Here is a 15,217-nt window from a genome sequence, read left to right as displayed (position 1 = left end):
CACATCCCCGAAAGGACCGACCGTGACGACGATGTCATCGAGCTCCCCCGATCCAGCACCCCTCTCACCGGCCACCGCCGCTGCGACCGAGACCGACGCGGCGGACACCGCGGGCACCGTCAGCCCGCTCGCGCGCCGCGGGCTGCTCCCCTCGCTCGCGATCACCTCCCTGGTGCTCTTCGCGACCTACTCCGGCCTGATCAGCGTGCTGCTGCCCAACCAGGTCACGAACATCGACCCGGCGCACAAGGTCGGCAACCTCGCGATCGTGACCACGACCTCCTTCGTGTTCACGCTGTTCGCGCAGCCGATCGTGGGCGCGTTCAGTGACCGCACGCGCTCCCGGATGGGCCGCCGCGCGCCGTGGATGGTGATCGGCACCGCCGTCGCCGCCGCTTTCCTGATCGGCCTGGGCTCGCTGCAGTCCATCCTCTGGATCACGGTGTTCTGGGTCGTCATCCAGGTCGCCCTCAACGCGATGCAGGGACCGCTCAGCGCGATAACCCCCGACCGGTTCCCGCGCAGCCGCCGGGGCATGGCCTCCGCGATGGTCGGGATCGGCACCATGGCCGGCAGCACCATCGGCGTCATCGCCGCCGGCATGCTCGCCTCGAACGTCGGGGTCGCTTACTCCGCGTTCGGGATCGTCGTGCTCCTCGTGACGCTCGGCTTCGTGCTCTTCAATCGCGACTACTCGAGCAAGAGCATCGAACTGCCGCCGTTCCGCTGGAGGGCGTTCTTCGCCGGGTTCTGGATCAACCCGCGCAAGCACCCCGACTTCGCCTGGGCGTTCGCGGCGCGGTTCCTGTTCATCCTCGGCTACTTCGTGGCCTTCAGCTACCAGCTCTTCATCCTCACCGACTACATCGGGATGTCGCTGAAGCAGGCGAACGCGCAGATCGGCGTGATCAGCATCGCGTCGCTCGTCACCACCGTCGTCTCGGTCGCCCTGGCCGGCTGGCTGAGCGACAAGCTCGGCCGTCGCAAGGTCTTCATCTACCTCGCCTCCGTGCTGATGATCGTCGGCCTCGCGATGCCGCTGCTGATGCCGACCATCACAGGGATGCTGCTCATGTCGGCGATCAACGGCTTCGGCTTCGGCCTCTACATGGCGTGCGACACCGCCCTGATGACCGAGGTGCTGCCCGGCGGCGGCGTCGCGGCCGCCAAGGACCTCGGCATCCTGAACGTGGCGACGAACATCCCGCAGGCGCTCAGCCCCGCGATCGCGGCGCTGCTGATCGGCGCGCTCGGCGGCTACCCGGCGCTGTTCGTCTTCGCGATGGTGTGCGTCGCGCTGGCCGCCCTCGTCCTCATCCCCATCAAGTCCGTCCGCTGAGAAGGAGAATCCCCGTGACAGACAGCACCCTCGACCACCCCGAAGTCACCATCTCCGCCGGCCGCGTGCGCGGGCGATGGCGGGACGGCTCCGCCGCCTTCCTCGGCATCCCGTTCGCAGAGCCGCCGGTCGGCGACCTCCGCTTCGCCGCCCCCGTCCCGCACCGCTCGTGGGAGGGCGTCCTGGACGCCGGAGAGCACGGCGCGACCCCGCAGCGCACGGCACTCGCCGAGATCACGCTCATCCCCGAGCCGTCGTACCCCGGCGAGTCGACGCTCAATGTGGACGTCTTCACGCCCCGGCCCGGCGACACCGCCGCCGCGCTGCCCGTGCTGGTCTACATCCACGGCGGCGGCTACGTCGCGGGCTCCCCCGCCAGCCCCTGGTACGACGGGCTCGCGTTCAACCGCGACGGCGTCGTGACGGTCAGCGTCTCCTACCGTCTCGGCTTCGACGGTTTCGGCTGGATCGAGGACGCGCCCACCAACCGCGGCATCCTCGACTGGATCCTGGCGCTGGAGTGGGTCCGCGACAACATCGCGGCTTTCGGCGGCGACCCGGCGTCGGTCACGATCGCCGGGCAGTCGGCGGGCGGCGGGGCGGTGCTCACGCTGCTGACCGTTCCGCGCGCCGCGAGCCTGTTCCAGCGCGTGTACTCGATCTCGGGCACCACGGCGAGTGTGACCCTGGAGGACGCGGAGCGGTACGGCCGCGCCCTCGCCGCCACGGCCGGGGTCGCGCCCACCCGCGCAGGCCTGTCCACGCTGACCGAGGAGCGCATCCTGGCCCTGCAGGCCGAGGACGACGCCGTCACCTCACCGGACGCGCCCGCCGACCCGCTCGCACCGCTTCGCGCGCTGGCCTCCGGCTCGGCACTGCGCTGGGCCCCGGTGGTGGACGGCGACCTCGTGCCCGCCGCCATCGGGGACGCGATCGCGGACGGCGTCGGCGCCGACAAGTCCCTCGTGCTCGGCGCGACGGACAACGAGTTCAACATGGCCGTCACCGAGCTCCGCGACGCCCTGGCCGGCGCCGACCCGGCGGGGCTGCTGGCGACGATCGGCGTGCCGGAGGACGCCGCGGGCGCCTACGTCGCCGCGCACGCCGGGCTCGACGCCGCCGGGACGCTCGGGCAGTTCGTCACGGACGCGATGTTCCGCGCGCCCGCCCGTGAGATCGCGGAGTCCCGCGCGGCGGCGGGGGTCCCCGCGTGGATCTACCGCTTCGCCTGGACGTCGCCCACCTTCGGCGCGGCCGTCCACTGCCTGGACGTCCCGTTCTTCTTCGACTGCCTGGACAGCGAGCGGGTGGGCTACATCGCGGGCGAGCAGCCGCCGGCCTCCCTGGCGGACGAGGTGCACGGCGCCGCGGTGCGGTTCATCGCGACGGGCGACCCCGGCTGGCCGGCGTACACGCTGCCCGAGCGCGACGTGCAGGTGTTCGATGTCCCGACCACGGCCGTGGGGGACGGCCTGGCCGACGTCGGCGTGCTTCAGAGCGCACGCTGACGTCCAGCGCCCCAGCACCATCGAGGGGCACGTAAACGCCCCTAAAACCCGGTTTTAGGGGCGTTTACGTGCCCCTCGGCGGTGCTCAGGACTGCCAGCGGGGGCCGAAGCCGGTCACGGTGACCGTGCGAGGCTCGTCGGCGTCGAGGTCCACGTCGCCGAGGTCGACCTCGGAGAGGTCGTCGCCCGCCGCATCGGCGGCGCCGGTCGGCCGCACGATGTCGACCTCCAGCCACGACTCCGCGACGCCGTCGAGCATCCCGCCGCCCCACTCGACCACGACGACCGAGCCGGTGAAGTCGATGTCGAGGTCGTCCAGCTCCACGGCGCTGCCGAGGCGGTAGGCGTCGACGTGCACCAGCGGTGCGCCGTCCGCGAGGCTCGGGTGCGTGCGGGCCAGCACGAAGGTCGGGCTCGTGACCGGGCCGCGGACGCCGAGGCCCTCGCCGATCCCCCGGGTCAGCGTCGTCTTGCCGGCGCCGAGCGGGCCGGTCAGCACCAGGAGGTCGCCGGCGCCGAGCATCCCGGCCAGTTCGAGTCCCAGCTCGTGCATGGCCTCGCCGGTGTCGACCGTGCGCTCGAACAGGACGCGGCTGGTCACGCCGGACCCCCGCGGTAGCTGCGGCGCAGCCGGCCGCCCAGCCGGGTGACGATCTCGTAGTTGATGGTGTCGGCCGCCTCGGCCCAGTCGTCCGCGCCGGGGACGCCCTCGGCGGGGTCGCCGAACAGCACGACCTCGTCGCCGACCGCCACCTCGGCGTCACCGACATCCACCACGAACTGGTCCATCGCGACGCGGCCGGAGACCCGGTAGCGCTGCCCGGCGATGGACACCGGGCCCCGGCCCGACGCGTGGCGCGGGATGCCCTCGGCGTACCCGAGCGGGACGAGCGCGAGCGTGGTCTCGGCCTCTGTGCGATACGTGTAGTCGTACGAGACACCGGTGCCCGCGGCAACTCGCCGGACCGCCGCGACGCGGCCGCGCAGCGTCATCGCCGGGCGCAGTCCCAGCTCCGCCGCCGACGCGGCGCCGAACGGGCTGAGGCCGTAGACGGCCAGCCCGAACCGCACCAGGTTGAAGCGCGACTCCGGGAGGCTGAGGGCCGCGGCGCTGGCGGCGATGTGAAGCAGCGACGGACGGAGTCCGGCGGCCTCCGCGCGCTCGACTCCCCACGAGAACAACGCGATGGCGGCGCGGTCGTCCGCGGGCGACGCGTTCGACAGGTGGCTGAACAGGCCCCGCACGACGAGCGTCCCCGACTCTTCGAGCTCGCGCGCGCGGGCCACGACGGACTCCCATTCGGACGCGGGGACGCCGTTGCGGCTCAACCCGGTCTCGAGCTTGAGCTGCACGAACGCCGGGCGGGAGACCGTGCCCGCGGCGGCCGCGGCCTCCAGCTGCGCGCGCGACGATATCCCGACGTCGATACCGGCGGCGACGGCAGCGGCGAAGTCCTCGTCGGGGTCGTGCAGCCACGCGAGCACCGGGGCGTCGACGCCCGCCGAGCGCAGCGCCAGCCCCTCGGAGATGTCCGCGACGCCGAGCCAGTCCGCGCCGCCCGCGAGCGCAGCGCGGGCGCATTCGACCGCTCCGTGCCCGTAGGCGTTCGCCTTGACCACGGCCATGACGTGCTCTGTGGCGACGATCTCGCGCAGGCGCGCGACGTTCGCGGTCACCGCGTCCAGGTCGACGACGGCCTCCCGGAATCCGCCGCTCACGCGTCGCGCTCCAGCACGACGAACGCGGACGCGATCCCGGCGTCGTGCGACATCGTCACGTGGATGCGCGCGATGCCCCGCTCGGCGACCTGGCGTCCGACCACGTTGTGCAGCACGAAACCCGGGTTCCTCTCTTCGTCGGGCACGATCTCCATGTCGTGCCAGCGCACGCCGTGCGAACCGCCCAGCGCCTTGATGAGCGCCTCCTTGGCGGCGAACCGCGCGGCGAGGGAGTGCACCGGCAGGCCGCGCTCCGCCTCGGTGAAGAGACGCTCCCGCAGCTTCGGGCTGCGTTCCAGCGATCGGGCGAAGCGCGCCAGATCGACGACGTCGATCCCGATGCCGGCGATCACGGCCGCTCCTACTCCACGGTGACGGACTTGGCCAGGTTGCGCGGCTGGTCCACGTCCAGGCCCTTGGCGGCCGACAGCTCCATGGCGAAGATCTGCAGCGGCACCACCGACAGCAGCGGCTCGAACAGCGGCGCGGCGAGCGGGATGCGGATGACCTCGTCGGCGAACGGCAGCACGGCGGCGTCCCCGGCCTCGGCGATCGCGATCACGCGGGCGCCGCGGGCGCGGATCTCCTGGATGTTGGAGACGACCTTCTTGTGCAGCTCGTCCGACCAGCGGGGGCTCGGCACGACGACGAACACGGGCTGGCCCGGCTCGATGAGCGCGATCGGGCCGTGCTTGAGCTCGCCGGCGGCGAAGCCCTCGGCGTGGATGTACGCGAGCTCCTTGAGCTTGAGCGCGCCCTCCAGGGCGATCGGGTAGCCGACGTGGCGGCCGAGGAAGAGCACGGAGCGGGTGTCCGACATCCAGTGCGCGAGCTGGGCGATCGTCGCGTGCGACTCGAGCACGGTGGCGATCTTCTCCGGCACGGCCTGGAGCTCGGCGACGGCGTCGCGCTGCTGCGCGGCGGACAGGGTGCCGCGCACCCGGCCGAGGTGGAGGCCGAAGAGGTAGAGCGCGGTGATCTGCGCCACGAACGCCTTGGTCGAGGCGACCGCGACCTCCGGGCCGGCGTGCGTGTAGAGCGCCGCGTCGGACTCGCGCGGGATGGTCGCGCCCTGGGTGTTGCAGACCGAGATGGCCTTCGCACCGGCCTCGCGGGCGTACTTGACCGCCATCAGCGTGTCCATGGTCTCGCCGGACTGGCTGATCGAGATGACCAGCGTGCCGTCGGTGAGGACCGGCTCGCGGTAGCGGAACTCGTGGCTGAGCTCGACCGTGACGGGGACGCGCGCCCACTTCTCGATCGCGTAGCTGCCGACCAGACCCGCGTACGCGGCGGTGCCGCAGGCGACGATGGTGATGCGGTCGATGCCCTCGAGGAAGGCGTCGCCGATCGCGTCGAGCTCCGGGATGTGCACGGCCTCGTCGACGATGCGGCCGCGCAGCGTGTTCGCGACGGCGTCCGGCTCCTCGGCGATCTCCTTGGCCATGAACGACGACCAGCCGCCCTTCTCGGCGGCGGAGGCGTCCCAGGCGACCTCGAACGGCTCCACCTCGACCGCGGCGCCGGCGAAGTCGGTCACGGTGACGGATTCGGGGGTGATCGTGACGATCTGGTCCTGGCCGATCGCGAGCGCCCGGCGGGTGTGCTCGACGAACGCTGCGACGTCGGAGCCGAGGAAGTTCTCGCCCTCGCCGAGACCGATCACGAGCGGGGAGTTGCGGCGCGCGCCGACGACGACGTGCGGCTGGTCCTGGTGCAGCGCGAGGAGCGTGAACGCGCCCTCGAGGCGGGAGACGACGCGCTGGAACGCCTCGCTCAGGTCGCCGGTGGCGCGGTACTCGCGGCCGAGCAGCACGGCCGCGACCTCGGTGTCCGTTTCGGACTCGAACGCGAAGCCGTCGGCCAGCAGCTCGTCCTTGAGGCTGGCGAAGTTCTCGATGATGCCGTTGTGGATGACGGCGAGGCGGCCCTCGTCGCCCAGGTGCGGGTGCGCGTTGCGGTCGGTCGGGCCGCCGTGCGTCGCCCAGCGGGTGTGGCCGATGCCGGTGCCGCCGTTCGGGATGGGGTTGGCCTGCAGGTCGTCGGCGAGCACCGAGAGCTTGCCGGCCTTCTTGGCCGTCCCGAGGCGGCCCTCGGGGTCGATGACGGCGACGCCGGCCGAGTCATAGCCGCGATACTCGAGGCGCTTCAGGCCGCCGAGCAGCACCTCCAGGCTCTTGTCGGTACCGACGTACCCCACGATTCCACACATGCACCCGAGTCTAACCTGGGCGCACCTTAGACTTGTCGCCTATGGCTGAGAACGGCGCCGCTCGCGGCGGATCCACGGCGAACGGCGAGTCCAGCACCCCTTTCGTGGAGCTGAGCCGTTCCGACTGGGCCGAGCTGGCGCAGAACACCCGGCTGCCGCTCAAGGAGACCGAGATCGTGCAGTTGCGCGGCCTCGGCGACCCGCTGGACCTGCGGGAGGTCGAGGAGGTCTACCTGCCGCTCAGCCGGCTGCTCAACCTGTACGTCGGCGGCACCAAACAGCTGCACCGCGTCACGAGCGACTTCCTCGGGGAGCGCGCGCAGAAGACGCCGTTCGTGATCGGCGTCGCCGGGTCGGTGGCCGTGGGCAAGTCCAGCATCGCGCGCCTCATGCGCGAGCTGCTCTCCCGCTGGGACGACACCCCGCGCGTCGAGCTCGTCACGACCGACGGGTTCCTGCTCCCGAACGCCGAGCTGGAGCGGCGCGGCCTGATGGAGCGGAAAGGCTTCCCGGAGTCGTACGACCGGCGCGCGCTGCTGCGGTTCGTCACCGAGGTGAAGAGCGGGGCTCCGGAGGTCCGCGCTCCGTTCTACTCGCACCTCAGCTACGACATCGTGCCGGACGCGGAGATCGTGGTGCGCCGTCCGGACGTGCTCATCGTGGAGGGGCTCAACGTCCTCCAGCCCGCGGGCGGCGGCAACCGGCTCGCGGTGAGCGACCTCTTCGACTTCAGCGTGTACGTCGACGCCAGGACCCGGGACATCGCGCACTGGTACGAGGAGCGCTTCCTGAAGCTCCAGCGCGGCGCCTTCGCCAACCCCAAGTCGTACTTCCACCGCTACTCGCAGCTCACCGAGGAGCAGGCGCGGGCGCGCGCGGCGTCGATCTGGACGGCGATCAACGAGCCCAACCTGATCCAGAACATCCGGCCGACGCGCTCCCGGGCGAAGCTCGTGCTGCGCAAGGAGGCCGACCACACGGTCAGCTCCGTGCTGCTGCGCAAGCTCTGACCGGGGTCCGCACGCTTCGAGTCCAGAGGATGCGAGCACACAGGGCGCGTGCTCGAAGACTCTGGCCCGCCCCTCCGGCATCCCGTAGGCATGAGGCATGGCTACACCACGCTCGCACGCCGCCCAGCTCTTCGGTCAGCGGGTGCGCTCGGCCCGGATGGCGCTCGGCGTCAGCCAGGAGGAGATCGCCCAGCTCGCGGACATGCACGTCACCAACTACGGGCGCGTGGAGCGCGGCGAGGCCAACTCGGAGCTCCACACCATCGTGCGGCTCGCGACCGCACTCGACCTCGATCCCGCCGTGCTCGTGACCGGGCTGTACGGCGACGGCATGCTCCCCGATCGGGAGCACGCCTTCTCGGTGGCCGACTTCATCGCGGCGAAGCGCGCCCAGGAAACGCACTAGGCGTATATATGCGCCATGAATGCGTACACATAGTCTTCGCACTCTGGGAAAAGACCACGCGGGACCGCAGAGTAGACGCATGTCGTCCCCGCGCTTCGAGGCAGCCCGCATCCTGGGCGACCGGCTCAGGAGCCGGCGCGTCGAGCTCGGCCTCTCGCAGTACGAGGTGGCCAACCTCAGCCAGGTCGACGTCGCCAACTACGGCAAGGTCGAACGCGGCACCGGGAACCCGACCCTGCTGACACTGCTGCAGCTCGCCGTCACGCTCGAGACCGAACCGGGCGCACTGCTCGAGGGGCTGGCCGACACGGCGCTCCTGCCGGAGCGCACGCGGCCCTTCTCGGTGTCCGATTTCGTGCGCGAGCGGAACGCCCGGCTCGACCGCGAGGCCGCCGCGGACTGACCGGCTGCCTACGCGCCGGCGGCCGCGGCCGGACCTTCAGACGCCCAGCCGCTCCCGCACGACGTCCGCCAGCTCGTTGGCGAGGCGCTCCGCCGTGTGCTGGTCCGCGGCCTCCACCATGACGCGCACCAGCGGCTCGGTGCCGGACGGGCGCAGGAGCACCCGGCCGGTGTCGCCCAGCGCCGCCTCGGCGGTCTGGACGGCGAGCTGCAGCGGCTCGTCGGTGTGCACGGCGTGGTGGTCCACGCCTTTCACGTTGACCATCACCTGCGGATACACGGTCATCACCTTGGCCAGCTCGGACAGCGGCTTGCGCTGGCGCGCCATCTCGCTGAGGAGGTGCAGGCCGGTGAGGATGCCGTCGCCGGTGGTCGCGAACTCGCGCATGATGACGTGGCCCGATTGCTCGCCGCCGAGGGCGTAGTCGTTCTGGTTCATCTCCTCGAGCACGTAGCGGTCGCCGACGGCGGTCTCCACGATCCGGATGCCATGCTCGCGCATGGCGATCTTGAGGCCGAGGTTGCTCATCACGGTGGCGACGAGCGTGTCGTCGGTGAGCTTGCCGCGCTCCTTCATGCCGACCGCGAGGATCGCCATGATCTGGTCGCCGTCGACCACGTTGCCGTCGGCGTCGATCGCGAGGCAGCGGTCGGCGTCGCCGTCGTGGGCGATGCCGACGTCCGCGCCGGCCGCGAGGACGGCCTTCGCCAGGTTGTCGAGGTGGGTGGAGCCGACGCCGTCGTTGATGTTCATGCCGTCGGGCGAGTCGCCGATGACGGTCACCCGGGCGCCCGCGTCGGTGAACACCTCGGGCGAGATGCCCGCGGCCGCGCCGTGGGCGCAGTCGAGCACGACGTGGATGCCGTCGAGGCGGTGCGGGAGGCTCGCGAGCAGGTGCACGACATAGCGGTCCTCCGCGTCCGCGAAGCGGCGGATGCGGCCGACCTCGGCGCCGGTCGGAGTCAGCTTCTCCATGTCGAGGTGCTGCTCGATGCGGTCCTCGACGACGTCGGGCAGCTTGGTGCCGCCGCGCGCGAAGATCTTGATCCCGTTGTCGGGAGCCGGGTTGTGGGACGCCGAGACCATCACGCCGAAGTCGGCGTCGAAGTCGGCGATGAGGAAGGCCGTGGCCGGCGTCGGGATGACACCGGCGTCGTAGACGTCGATGCCTGAGCTGGCCAGCCCGGCCGCGACGGCGGCCGAGAGGAACTCGCCGGAGACCCGGGGGTCCCTGGCGACGATCGCCAGCGGGCGCTTGCCCGCGGCGCGCCGCGCCTCGGCGCTGCGGCCTCGCGTCAGGACAGCAGCAGCTGCCTGCGCGAGGCCGAGCGCCAGGTCGGCGGTGAGCGTACCGTTCGCGAGTCCGCGGACTCCGTCGGTTCCGAAAAGGCGGGGCATGAACCGAAGCCTAGACGCTGGGGTGCGTCAACGCTTGGAGAACTGCGAAGCCTTGCGGGCCTTCTTGAGACCGGCCTTCTTGCGCTCGGTGACGCGCGCGTCGCGGGTCAGGAAGCCGGCCTTCTTGAGGGTCGGACGGTTGTTCTCGCGGTCGATCTCGTTCAGCGCACGGGCGATGGCGAGGCGCAGCGCGCCGGCCTGACCCGACGGGCCGCCGCCGGTGATGCGGGCGACGACGTCGTACGAGCCGATGAGGTCGAGGATCTTGAACGGGTCGGTGATGAGCTGCTGGTGCAGCTTGTTCGGGAAGTAGTCCGCGAACTCACGGCCGTTGACCGTGATGGTGCCGGAGCCCGGGACCAGGCGCGCACGCGCGATGGCCTCCTTGCGACGGCCCACGGCCGCGCCGGGCACGGAGAGGACGGGACGCGGGGCGGCAGGAGCCGCGCTCTCGGGGGTCTCGGTCGAGTAGGACTCGACGTTGTCGGCCTGGGCCGAGTCGATGCTGTCTGCGATCTTCGCCACGGTGGTGATAATCCTTTGTCTTTAGTCAGTCGTGAAGGTCTGGATCGCTTACTGGGCGACCTGGCCGAGCGTGTACTGCTTCGGCTGCTGGGCGGCGTGCGGGTGCTCGCTTCCGGTGTAGACCTTCAGCTTGCGGAGCTGGGCGCGGCCGAGCGAGGTCTTCGGCAGCATGCCGCGGACGGCCTTCTCGACGGCGCGGACCGGGTTCTTCTCGAGGAGCTCCGAGTAGGTGGTGGCCTTGAGGCCGCCCGGGTAGCCGGAGTGGCGGTACGCCTTCTTCTGCGCCGCCTTCTGGCCGGTGAGGGCCACCTTGTCGGCGTTCACGATGATGACGAAGTCGCCCATGTCCATGTGGGGGGCGAAGGTCGCCTTGTTCTTGCCGCGCAGGATGGCGGCGGTGTGGCTGGCGAGACGGCCGAGCACGACATCGGTCGCGTCGATGACGACCCAGTCGCGCTGGATCTCGTCTGCCTTCGGGGTGTAAGTGCGCGTCACAGTAGTGGCTGCTTTCTGTATCGAACGGAGGAGTTCGTGAATCCCACTCCGATGGGGGTTGCCGTCTCGACGAGACGGGAACCGAAGCCGGTGGAGGGCTCACGTTCGTGGGTCGCGCCGCAGTGTGGCGCCGACACCAAACATCAATAGTACGCGACACGCCCGGAGGGGGTCAAACCGAGGCGGTACGGCACGTCAGAGCGAGCGCATCCCGCGGGTCTGCTCGGCCCGCAGCGCGAGCTCCGCGTCGTCCGGGTAGCCCACCTCCATCAGGGTCAGCCCGCGGGCCGGCATCACCTTGAAGGCGCTGGTGCGCACGCGCTCGTCGCGGAGCTCGACCAGGTCGCCCGGCGTCAGCGATCCCTCGCCGACCTCCACGCAGGCGCCGACCAGCGCGCGGACCATGCTGTGGCAGAACGCGTCCGCCACGACCTCCCCCACCAGTACGCCGTCGTCGTCGCGGCGCCAGGAGAAGTCGAGCAGGGTGCGGATCGTCGTCGCCCCCTCGCGCGCCTTGCAGTAGCTGGCGAAGTCGTGGAGGCCGAGCAGCCCGTGCGACGCGAGGTCCATCGCGTCGGCGTCGAGGTCCGCCGAGACCCAGGCGGTGCGGTGCCGCTGCAGCGGGTCGCGCAGTGCGAGCCGGTCGGCGACGCGGTACTCGTAGCGCCGCCAGACCGCGGAGAACCGGGCGTCGAACCCGGTCGGCGCCTCCGCCGCGCGCAGCACCACGACGTCGGCAACCGGTCCGAGGATGCCGTTCAGCCGGCGGGCCAGCGCCTCGTGCGCCGTCAGCGGAGGCCGCTTCCCGTGCGGCTTGCGCAGCACGGCGACCTGCTCCGCCGAGAGGTCGACGTGGGCGACCTGTCCGCGCGCGTGCACGCCCGCGTCGGTACGGCCGGCGACGGTCAGCAGCGGCGCGTCGCCGGCGCGCCGGAAGATCGTGGCGAGCGCGGCCTCCAGCTCGCCCTGCACCGTGCGGAGCGCGGGCTGGCGGCCCCAGCCGTTGAAGTCGGTGCCCTGGTAGGCGATGTCGAGCCGGAATCGCGTCGCCTGGTCGGTCATCCCTCGATTCTAGGGAAAGGGACTCAGTACTCCCGGACCAGCGCGGTCTCGCCGAACGTCGTGACGAACCCCATCCCCGTGTAGAGACTGTCCGCGCCGGTCGGGCTCGCCGCGTCGACGTCGAGGACCGCCTTCTGCCAGCCGCGGCGACGGCTCTCGGCGAGCACCGCGCCGAGCAGCGCCGGCGCGATCCGGCGGCCGCGGTGCGCGCGGGTGACGGCGACCGTGGAGATGTAGGGGCCGGAGAAGCCCTGCCCCGCCCAGTCGTCCTCGTTCACATCCGAGAGGACGACACCGGCGACGTCGTCCCCCGCCAGCGCCACGAACGACACCTCGGGGGCGAACGTCCCGCCGATCAGCGAGGCCCACTGCTCGTCGCTCAGCGGCTGGCTCCCCCAGTGGTCGAGGAAGGCCTCGTCGCGGGCGGCGTGCACGGCGTCGGCCAGCTCGGCCGCGAACGGCACGATCCGCACGTCCTCCGTCGGGGTCACCTCCGGGATCGGCTCGGCGAGGTCGCGCTCCATGGTGTGGAACCAGCGGACCGCCGTGAAGCCGGCGGCCGTCAGCAGCCGCTCGCGGTCGGGAGCGCGCCGGTCGGCGTACCCCACCAGCCAGCCGGGCAGCACGGAGTCGAGGGCGGCGAGCTTCTGCTCCCCGCGCGCCCGCTGCCAGGCGATCAGCTCGCGGCCGATGCCCTTCCCGCGGTGATCGGGATGCACGGCGCCGTTCATGAACTCGCGCACGAGCGTGACCTGGCGCGGCGGCTCCAGCACCGAGCCGACCGCGAGCACCGCGCCGTCGTGTCCGACCGCGAGGAGGGTGTCCCGGTCGAGGTCGAGGAAGCTGAAGGCGAGCTCGTCCTCCAGCTCCTCGCGCGTAGTGAGGTAGTTCGGGTGGTCGCTCGCGTCGCTCGCGCGCAGCACGGCGAGCACCGCGTCGACGTCGGCCGCCGCGATCGGGCGCCACTCGGCGACCAGCGGATGCCGCGGCCGGTAGGTCGGCGGCGCCTCCACGCGCTCGTTCAGCGGTGGAAGGTGCGCTTCGACGATCTCCGGCCCCGGCATCCCGCCAGCCTAGCGGCGGCCGGCTCGCCTAGCGGCGGCCCAGCTCCGCCGTCGGCGTCTTCGCGGTCTCCCGCGCCGTGAGCGCCGCCAGCGTCACCACCACCGCGATCACCGCGGTGAAGACCGAGATGACGACCCAGCCGTCCGGCCCGGTGCCGCCCATCGCCGTGACGATGCTCGGCGCGAAGCCGGCCATGAGGAAGCCGAGCTGCGTCCCGATCGCGACGCCGGAGAAGCGCACCTCGCGCGGGAACATCTCGTTGTAGAACGACGGCCAGACCGCGTTGGCCGCGGCGTAGCCGAAGGAGAACACCGCCACCGCGAGCAGGAACGTGACCCAGACCTCCGAGCCGGACATCGACTGCAGGTAGAACGGCATCAGCACGGCGCTGACGAGCGCGCCGTAGATGAAGACCGGCTTGCGGCCGATCCGGTCGGCGAGCATCCCGAACAGCGGCTGCGTGACGAGCGCCACGATGTTGGCGACCACCACCAGCCAGAGCGTCACCGACGCGTCGAGCCCGGCGTCCGTCCCGTAGGCGATGGCCAGGTTGCCGAACACGGTGGAGACCGCGGCGATCATGGCGAGGACGACGACGCGCAGCACATCACGCCAGTTCGTGCGCAGCAGGCCGACCAGGGGGAGCTTCTCGATCTCACCGCCCTCCGCGGCGCTGACGAACTCGGGCGACTCCGGCAGCGACTTGCGCACGACGAACGCGACGACGACCACCACGGCCGACAGCCAGAACGGGATGCGCCAGCCGACGGAGTACAGCACATCCTCCGGCAGCGACATGATCGGGATGAAGGCGATGGCCGCGAGGACCTGGCCGCCCTGCGTGCCGGTCAGCGTCCACGAGGTGAAGAAGGCACGGCGGCCCTCCGGCGCGTGCTCGAGCGTCATGGAGCTGGCGCCGGCCTGCTCGCCGGCGGCGGACAGGCCCTGCAGCAGCCGGCAGAACACCAGCAGCACCGGGGCGAGCCAGCCGACCGTGTCGAAGGTGGGCAGGCAGCCGATCGCGAAGGTGGAGAAGCCCATCAGCGCGAGCGTGAAGACCAGCACCTTCCTCCGGCCGATCTTGTCGCCGAAGTGCCCCAGGATCACCGCGCCGACCGGGCGCGCCACGTAGGCGAACCCGAACGTCGCGAACGACATCACGCGCGCGGTGGTGTCGGCGTCCGGGAAGAAGATGTGCGGGAAGATCAGCGCTGCGGCCGACCCGAAGATGAAGAAGTCGTAATACTCGACGGCCGAGCCGAGGAATCCGGCGAAGGCCGCGCGCACCGGTGTGCGGGTGCGCGTAGGGGCAGGGGCGACGGTGGTCATCGTCGACACTCGTTTCTTTTTGGGGCTATTCGATCCGCCGGGAGCGTCCCGGCAGGGATCAACGGTCTGCGGTCAGGAGCGCGACGATCATGTCGCCGAGCATCCGCCGGTAATGCGGGGCGCGCGCCTGGTTCAGCAGATCGCGGCCGAAGAGGTACCCGAACGTGTGGCGGTTGGCCACCGGGAAGACGCAGAAGGAGCTGATCGCCAAGTGCACGTCGGTGGCGTCGAGGTCGTCGCGGAACACGCCCGCCGCCCTCCCGCGCCGCAGCACCTCGTCGATCAGCTCGAGCGCCGGGAGCGCGAGGCTCTCCGGCTCCCCCACCTCGCGCAGGAACGCGGCGCGGTGGATGTTCTCGATCGCCACGAGCCGGACGAAGTCCTGACGGCTGGTGTGGTGGTCGAAGGTCCGCTCGGCGATAGCACGGATGGCCTCCACCGGCTCGAGATCGGAGACGTCGAGCTCCTGCTCGTACCCGCGCATCTCGGCGTAGGCGGCCTCCAGCACGCTCACGTAGAGCTGCTCCTTGCCGCCGAAGTAGTAGTAGATCATGCGCTTGGTCGTGCTCATCCGGCGCGCGATCTCGTCCACGCGGGCGCCGGAGTAGCCACGGTCGGCGAACTCCTGGGTCGCCACGGCCAGGATCTCGGCACGCGTGCGATCCGCATCGCGGATCCGCTCGTGATCCAGCCTGGCCATCCCGCCTCCTCGCTAATGAACTATCTGGTACGTTAAGAAACCCCGC

At 71.2% G+C, this 15,217-nt stretch carries 16 protein-coding genes; 5 read left to right on the top strand and 11 right to left on the bottom strand.

The annotated features are described in order from the left end of the window. The first annotated feature begins 31 nt into the window (after positions 1 to 31). A complete protein-coding gene (locus F1C12_RS19800) occupies positions 32 to 1,339 on the top strand; it encodes an MFS transporter (RefSeq protein ID WP_185276528.1) in 1,308 nt (435 codons plus the stop codon). Positions 1,340 to 1,353: 14 nt separating this feature from the next. Beyond that, positions 1,354 to 2,847 (top strand): carboxylesterase/lipase family protein, encoded by a 1,494-nt coding sequence (locus tag F1C12_RS19795; RefSeq protein WP_258046028.1) that lies wholly within the window; start codon positions 1,354 to 1,356, stop codon positions 2,845 to 2,847. A gap of 85 nt (positions 2,848 to 2,932) precedes the next feature. On the opposite strand, the gene tsaE is transcribed toward F1C12_RS19795, so the two are convergent. From tsaE to glmS, 4 genes are read right to left on the bottom strand one after another with little or no spacing between them, the layout of a single operon-like run. Continuing rightward, positions 2,933 to 3,400: a tRNA (adenosine(37)-N6)-threonylcarbamoyltransferase complex ATPase subunit type 1 TsaE gene (gene tsaE / locus F1C12_RS19790; protein ID WP_185279078.1), complete on the bottom strand. Its 468-nt coding sequence runs from the start codon at positions 3,398 to 3,400 to the stop codon at positions 2,933 to 2,935. A 44-nt stretch (positions 3,401 to 3,444) separates the two neighbouring features. Further along, on the bottom strand, positions 3,445 to 4,566 hold the full coding sequence (alr, locus tag F1C12_RS19785) for an alanine racemase (RefSeq protein WP_185276527.1): 1,122 nt from the start codon (positions 4,564 to 4,566) through the stop codon (positions 3,445 to 3,447). Beyond that, positions 4,563 to 4,919: a holo-ACP synthase gene (locus F1C12_RS19780; protein ID WP_185276526.1), complete on the bottom strand. Its 357-nt coding sequence runs from the start codon at positions 4,917 to 4,919 to the stop codon at positions 4,563 to 4,565. The genes alr and F1C12_RS19780 overlap by 4 nt, the downstream gene beginning before the upstream one ends. An 8-nt stretch (positions 4,920 to 4,927) precedes the next feature. Beyond that, positions 4,928 to 6,778, bottom strand: coding sequence for a glutamine--fructose-6-phosphate transaminase (isomerizing) (gene glmS / locus F1C12_RS19775; protein WP_185276525.1), 1,851 nt, complete (start codon positions 6,776 to 6,778; stop codon positions 4,928 to 4,930). Between the two features lie 41 nt (positions 6,779 to 6,819). On the opposite strand from glmS, the gene coaA reads away from it, so the two are divergent. The 3 genes from coaA to F1C12_RS19760 all read left to right on the top strand — a co-directional run bounded on the left by coaA (position 6,820) and on the right by F1C12_RS19760 (position 8,597). Beyond that, positions 6,820 to 7,788, top strand: a complete 969-nt coding sequence (coaA, locus tag F1C12_RS19770; protein ID WP_185276524.1) for a type I pantothenate kinase — start codon at positions 6,820 to 6,822, stop codon at positions 7,786 to 7,788. A gap of 97 nt (positions 7,789 to 7,885) precedes the next feature. After that, positions 7,886 to 8,194: a helix-turn-helix domain-containing protein gene (locus F1C12_RS19765; protein WP_185276523.1), complete on the top strand. Its 309-nt coding sequence runs from the start codon at positions 7,886 to 7,888 to the stop codon at positions 8,192 to 8,194. 79 nt (positions 8,195 to 8,273) lie between these two features. Then, positions 8,274 to 8,597, top strand: a complete 324-nt coding sequence (locus tag F1C12_RS19760; protein WP_185276522.1) for a helix-turn-helix domain-containing protein — start codon at positions 8,274 to 8,276, stop codon at positions 8,595 to 8,597. 36 nt (positions 8,598 to 8,633) lie between these two features. Here F1C12_RS19760 and glmM read toward each other — a convergent pair whose 3' ends face one another. From glmM to F1C12_RS19725, 7 genes are all read right to left on the bottom strand, one after another. Further along, a complete protein-coding gene (gene glmM, locus F1C12_RS19755) occupies positions 8,634 to 9,995 on the bottom strand; it encodes a phosphoglucosamine mutase (protein ID WP_185276521.1) in 1,362 nt (453 codons plus the stop codon). Positions 9,996 to 10,022: 27 nt separating this feature from the next. Continuing rightward, on the bottom strand, positions 10,023 to 10,520 hold the full coding sequence (rpsI, locus tag F1C12_RS19750) for a 30S ribosomal protein S9 (protein WP_185276520.1): 498 nt from the start codon (positions 10,518 to 10,520) through the stop codon (positions 10,023 to 10,025). A gap of 48 nt (positions 10,521 to 10,568) precedes the next feature. Then, positions 10,569 to 11,015 (bottom strand): 50S ribosomal protein L13, encoded by a 447-nt coding sequence (gene rplM, locus F1C12_RS19745; protein WP_185276519.1) that lies wholly within the window; start codon positions 11,013 to 11,015, stop codon positions 10,569 to 10,571. Between the two features lie 195 nt (positions 11,016 to 11,210). After that, positions 11,211 to 12,077 (bottom strand): tRNA pseudouridine(38-40) synthase TruA, encoded by an 867-nt coding sequence (gene truA / locus F1C12_RS19740; protein WP_185276518.1) that lies wholly within the window; start codon positions 12,075 to 12,077, stop codon positions 11,211 to 11,213. 23 nt (positions 12,078 to 12,100) lie between these two features. After that, positions 12,101 to 13,141, bottom strand: coding sequence for a GNAT family N-acetyltransferase (locus tag F1C12_RS19735; RefSeq protein ID WP_258046027.1), 1,041 nt, complete (start codon positions 13,139 to 13,141; stop codon positions 12,101 to 12,103). A gap of 28 nt (positions 13,142 to 13,169) precedes the next feature. Beyond that, positions 13,170 to 14,471: an MFS transporter gene (locus tag F1C12_RS19730; RefSeq protein ID WP_185276517.1), complete on the bottom strand. Its 1,302-nt coding sequence runs from the start codon at positions 14,469 to 14,471 to the stop codon at positions 13,170 to 13,172. Between the two features lie 58 nt (positions 14,472 to 14,529). Next, on the bottom strand, positions 14,530 to 15,171 hold the full coding sequence (locus tag F1C12_RS19725) for a TetR/AcrR family transcriptional regulator (protein ID WP_185276516.1): 642 nt from the start codon (positions 15,169 to 15,171) through the stop codon (positions 14,530 to 14,532). Between the last annotated feature and the right edge of the window lie 46 nt (positions 15,172 to 15,217).

Origin of the sequence: Leifsonia shinshuensis (assembly GCF_014217625.1) — a bacterium.
Taxonomy (GTDB): Bacteria; Actinomycetota; Actinomycetes; order Actinomycetales; family Microbacteriaceae; genus Leifsonia; species Leifsonia shinshuensis_A.
Note: the sequence above shows the minus strand (reverse complement) of the source record. Positions and strands in the feature narration are given on the sequence as shown.

Coding starts and splice junctions, on each gene's coding strand:
- F1C12_RS19800 (WP_185276528.1), top strand. CDS start 32: ATGTCATCGAGCTCCCCCGATCCAGCACCCCTCTCACCGGCCACCGCC.
- tsaE (WP_185279078.1), bottom strand. CDS start 3,400: ATGCACGAGCTGGGACTCGAACTGGCCGGGATGCTCGGCGCCGGCGAC.
- glmS (WP_185276525.1), bottom strand. CDS start 6,778: ATGTGTGGAATCGTGGGGTACGTCGGTACCGACAAGAGCCTGGAGGTG.
- coaA (WP_185276524.1), top strand. CDS start 6,820: ATGGCTGAGAACGGCGCCGCTCGCGGCGGATCCACGGCGAACGGCGAG.
- F1C12_RS19765 (WP_185276523.1), top strand. CDS start 7,886: ATGGCTACACCACGCTCGCACGCCGCCCAGCTCTTCGGTCAGCGGGTG.
- F1C12_RS19760 (WP_185276522.1), top strand. CDS start 8,274: ATGTCGTCCCCGCGCTTCGAGGCAGCCCGCATCCTGGGCGACCGGCTC.
- glmM (WP_185276521.1), bottom strand. CDS start 9,995: ATGCCCCGCCTTTTCGGAACCGACGGAGTCCGCGGACTCGCGAACGGT.
- truA (WP_185276518.1), bottom strand. CDS start 12,077: ATGACCGACCAGGCGACGCGATTCCGGCTCGACATCGCCTACCAGGGC.
- F1C12_RS19735 (WP_258046027.1), bottom strand. CDS start 13,141: ATGCCGGGGCCGGAGATCGTCGAAGCGCACCTTCCACCGCTGAACGAG.
- F1C12_RS19730 (WP_185276517.1), bottom strand. CDS start 14,471: ATGACCACCGTCGCCCCTGCCCCTACGCGCACCCGCACACCGGTGCGC.
- F1C12_RS19725 (WP_185276516.1), bottom strand. CDS start 15,171: ATGGCCAGGCTGGATCACGAGCGGATCCGCGATGCGGATCGCACGCGT.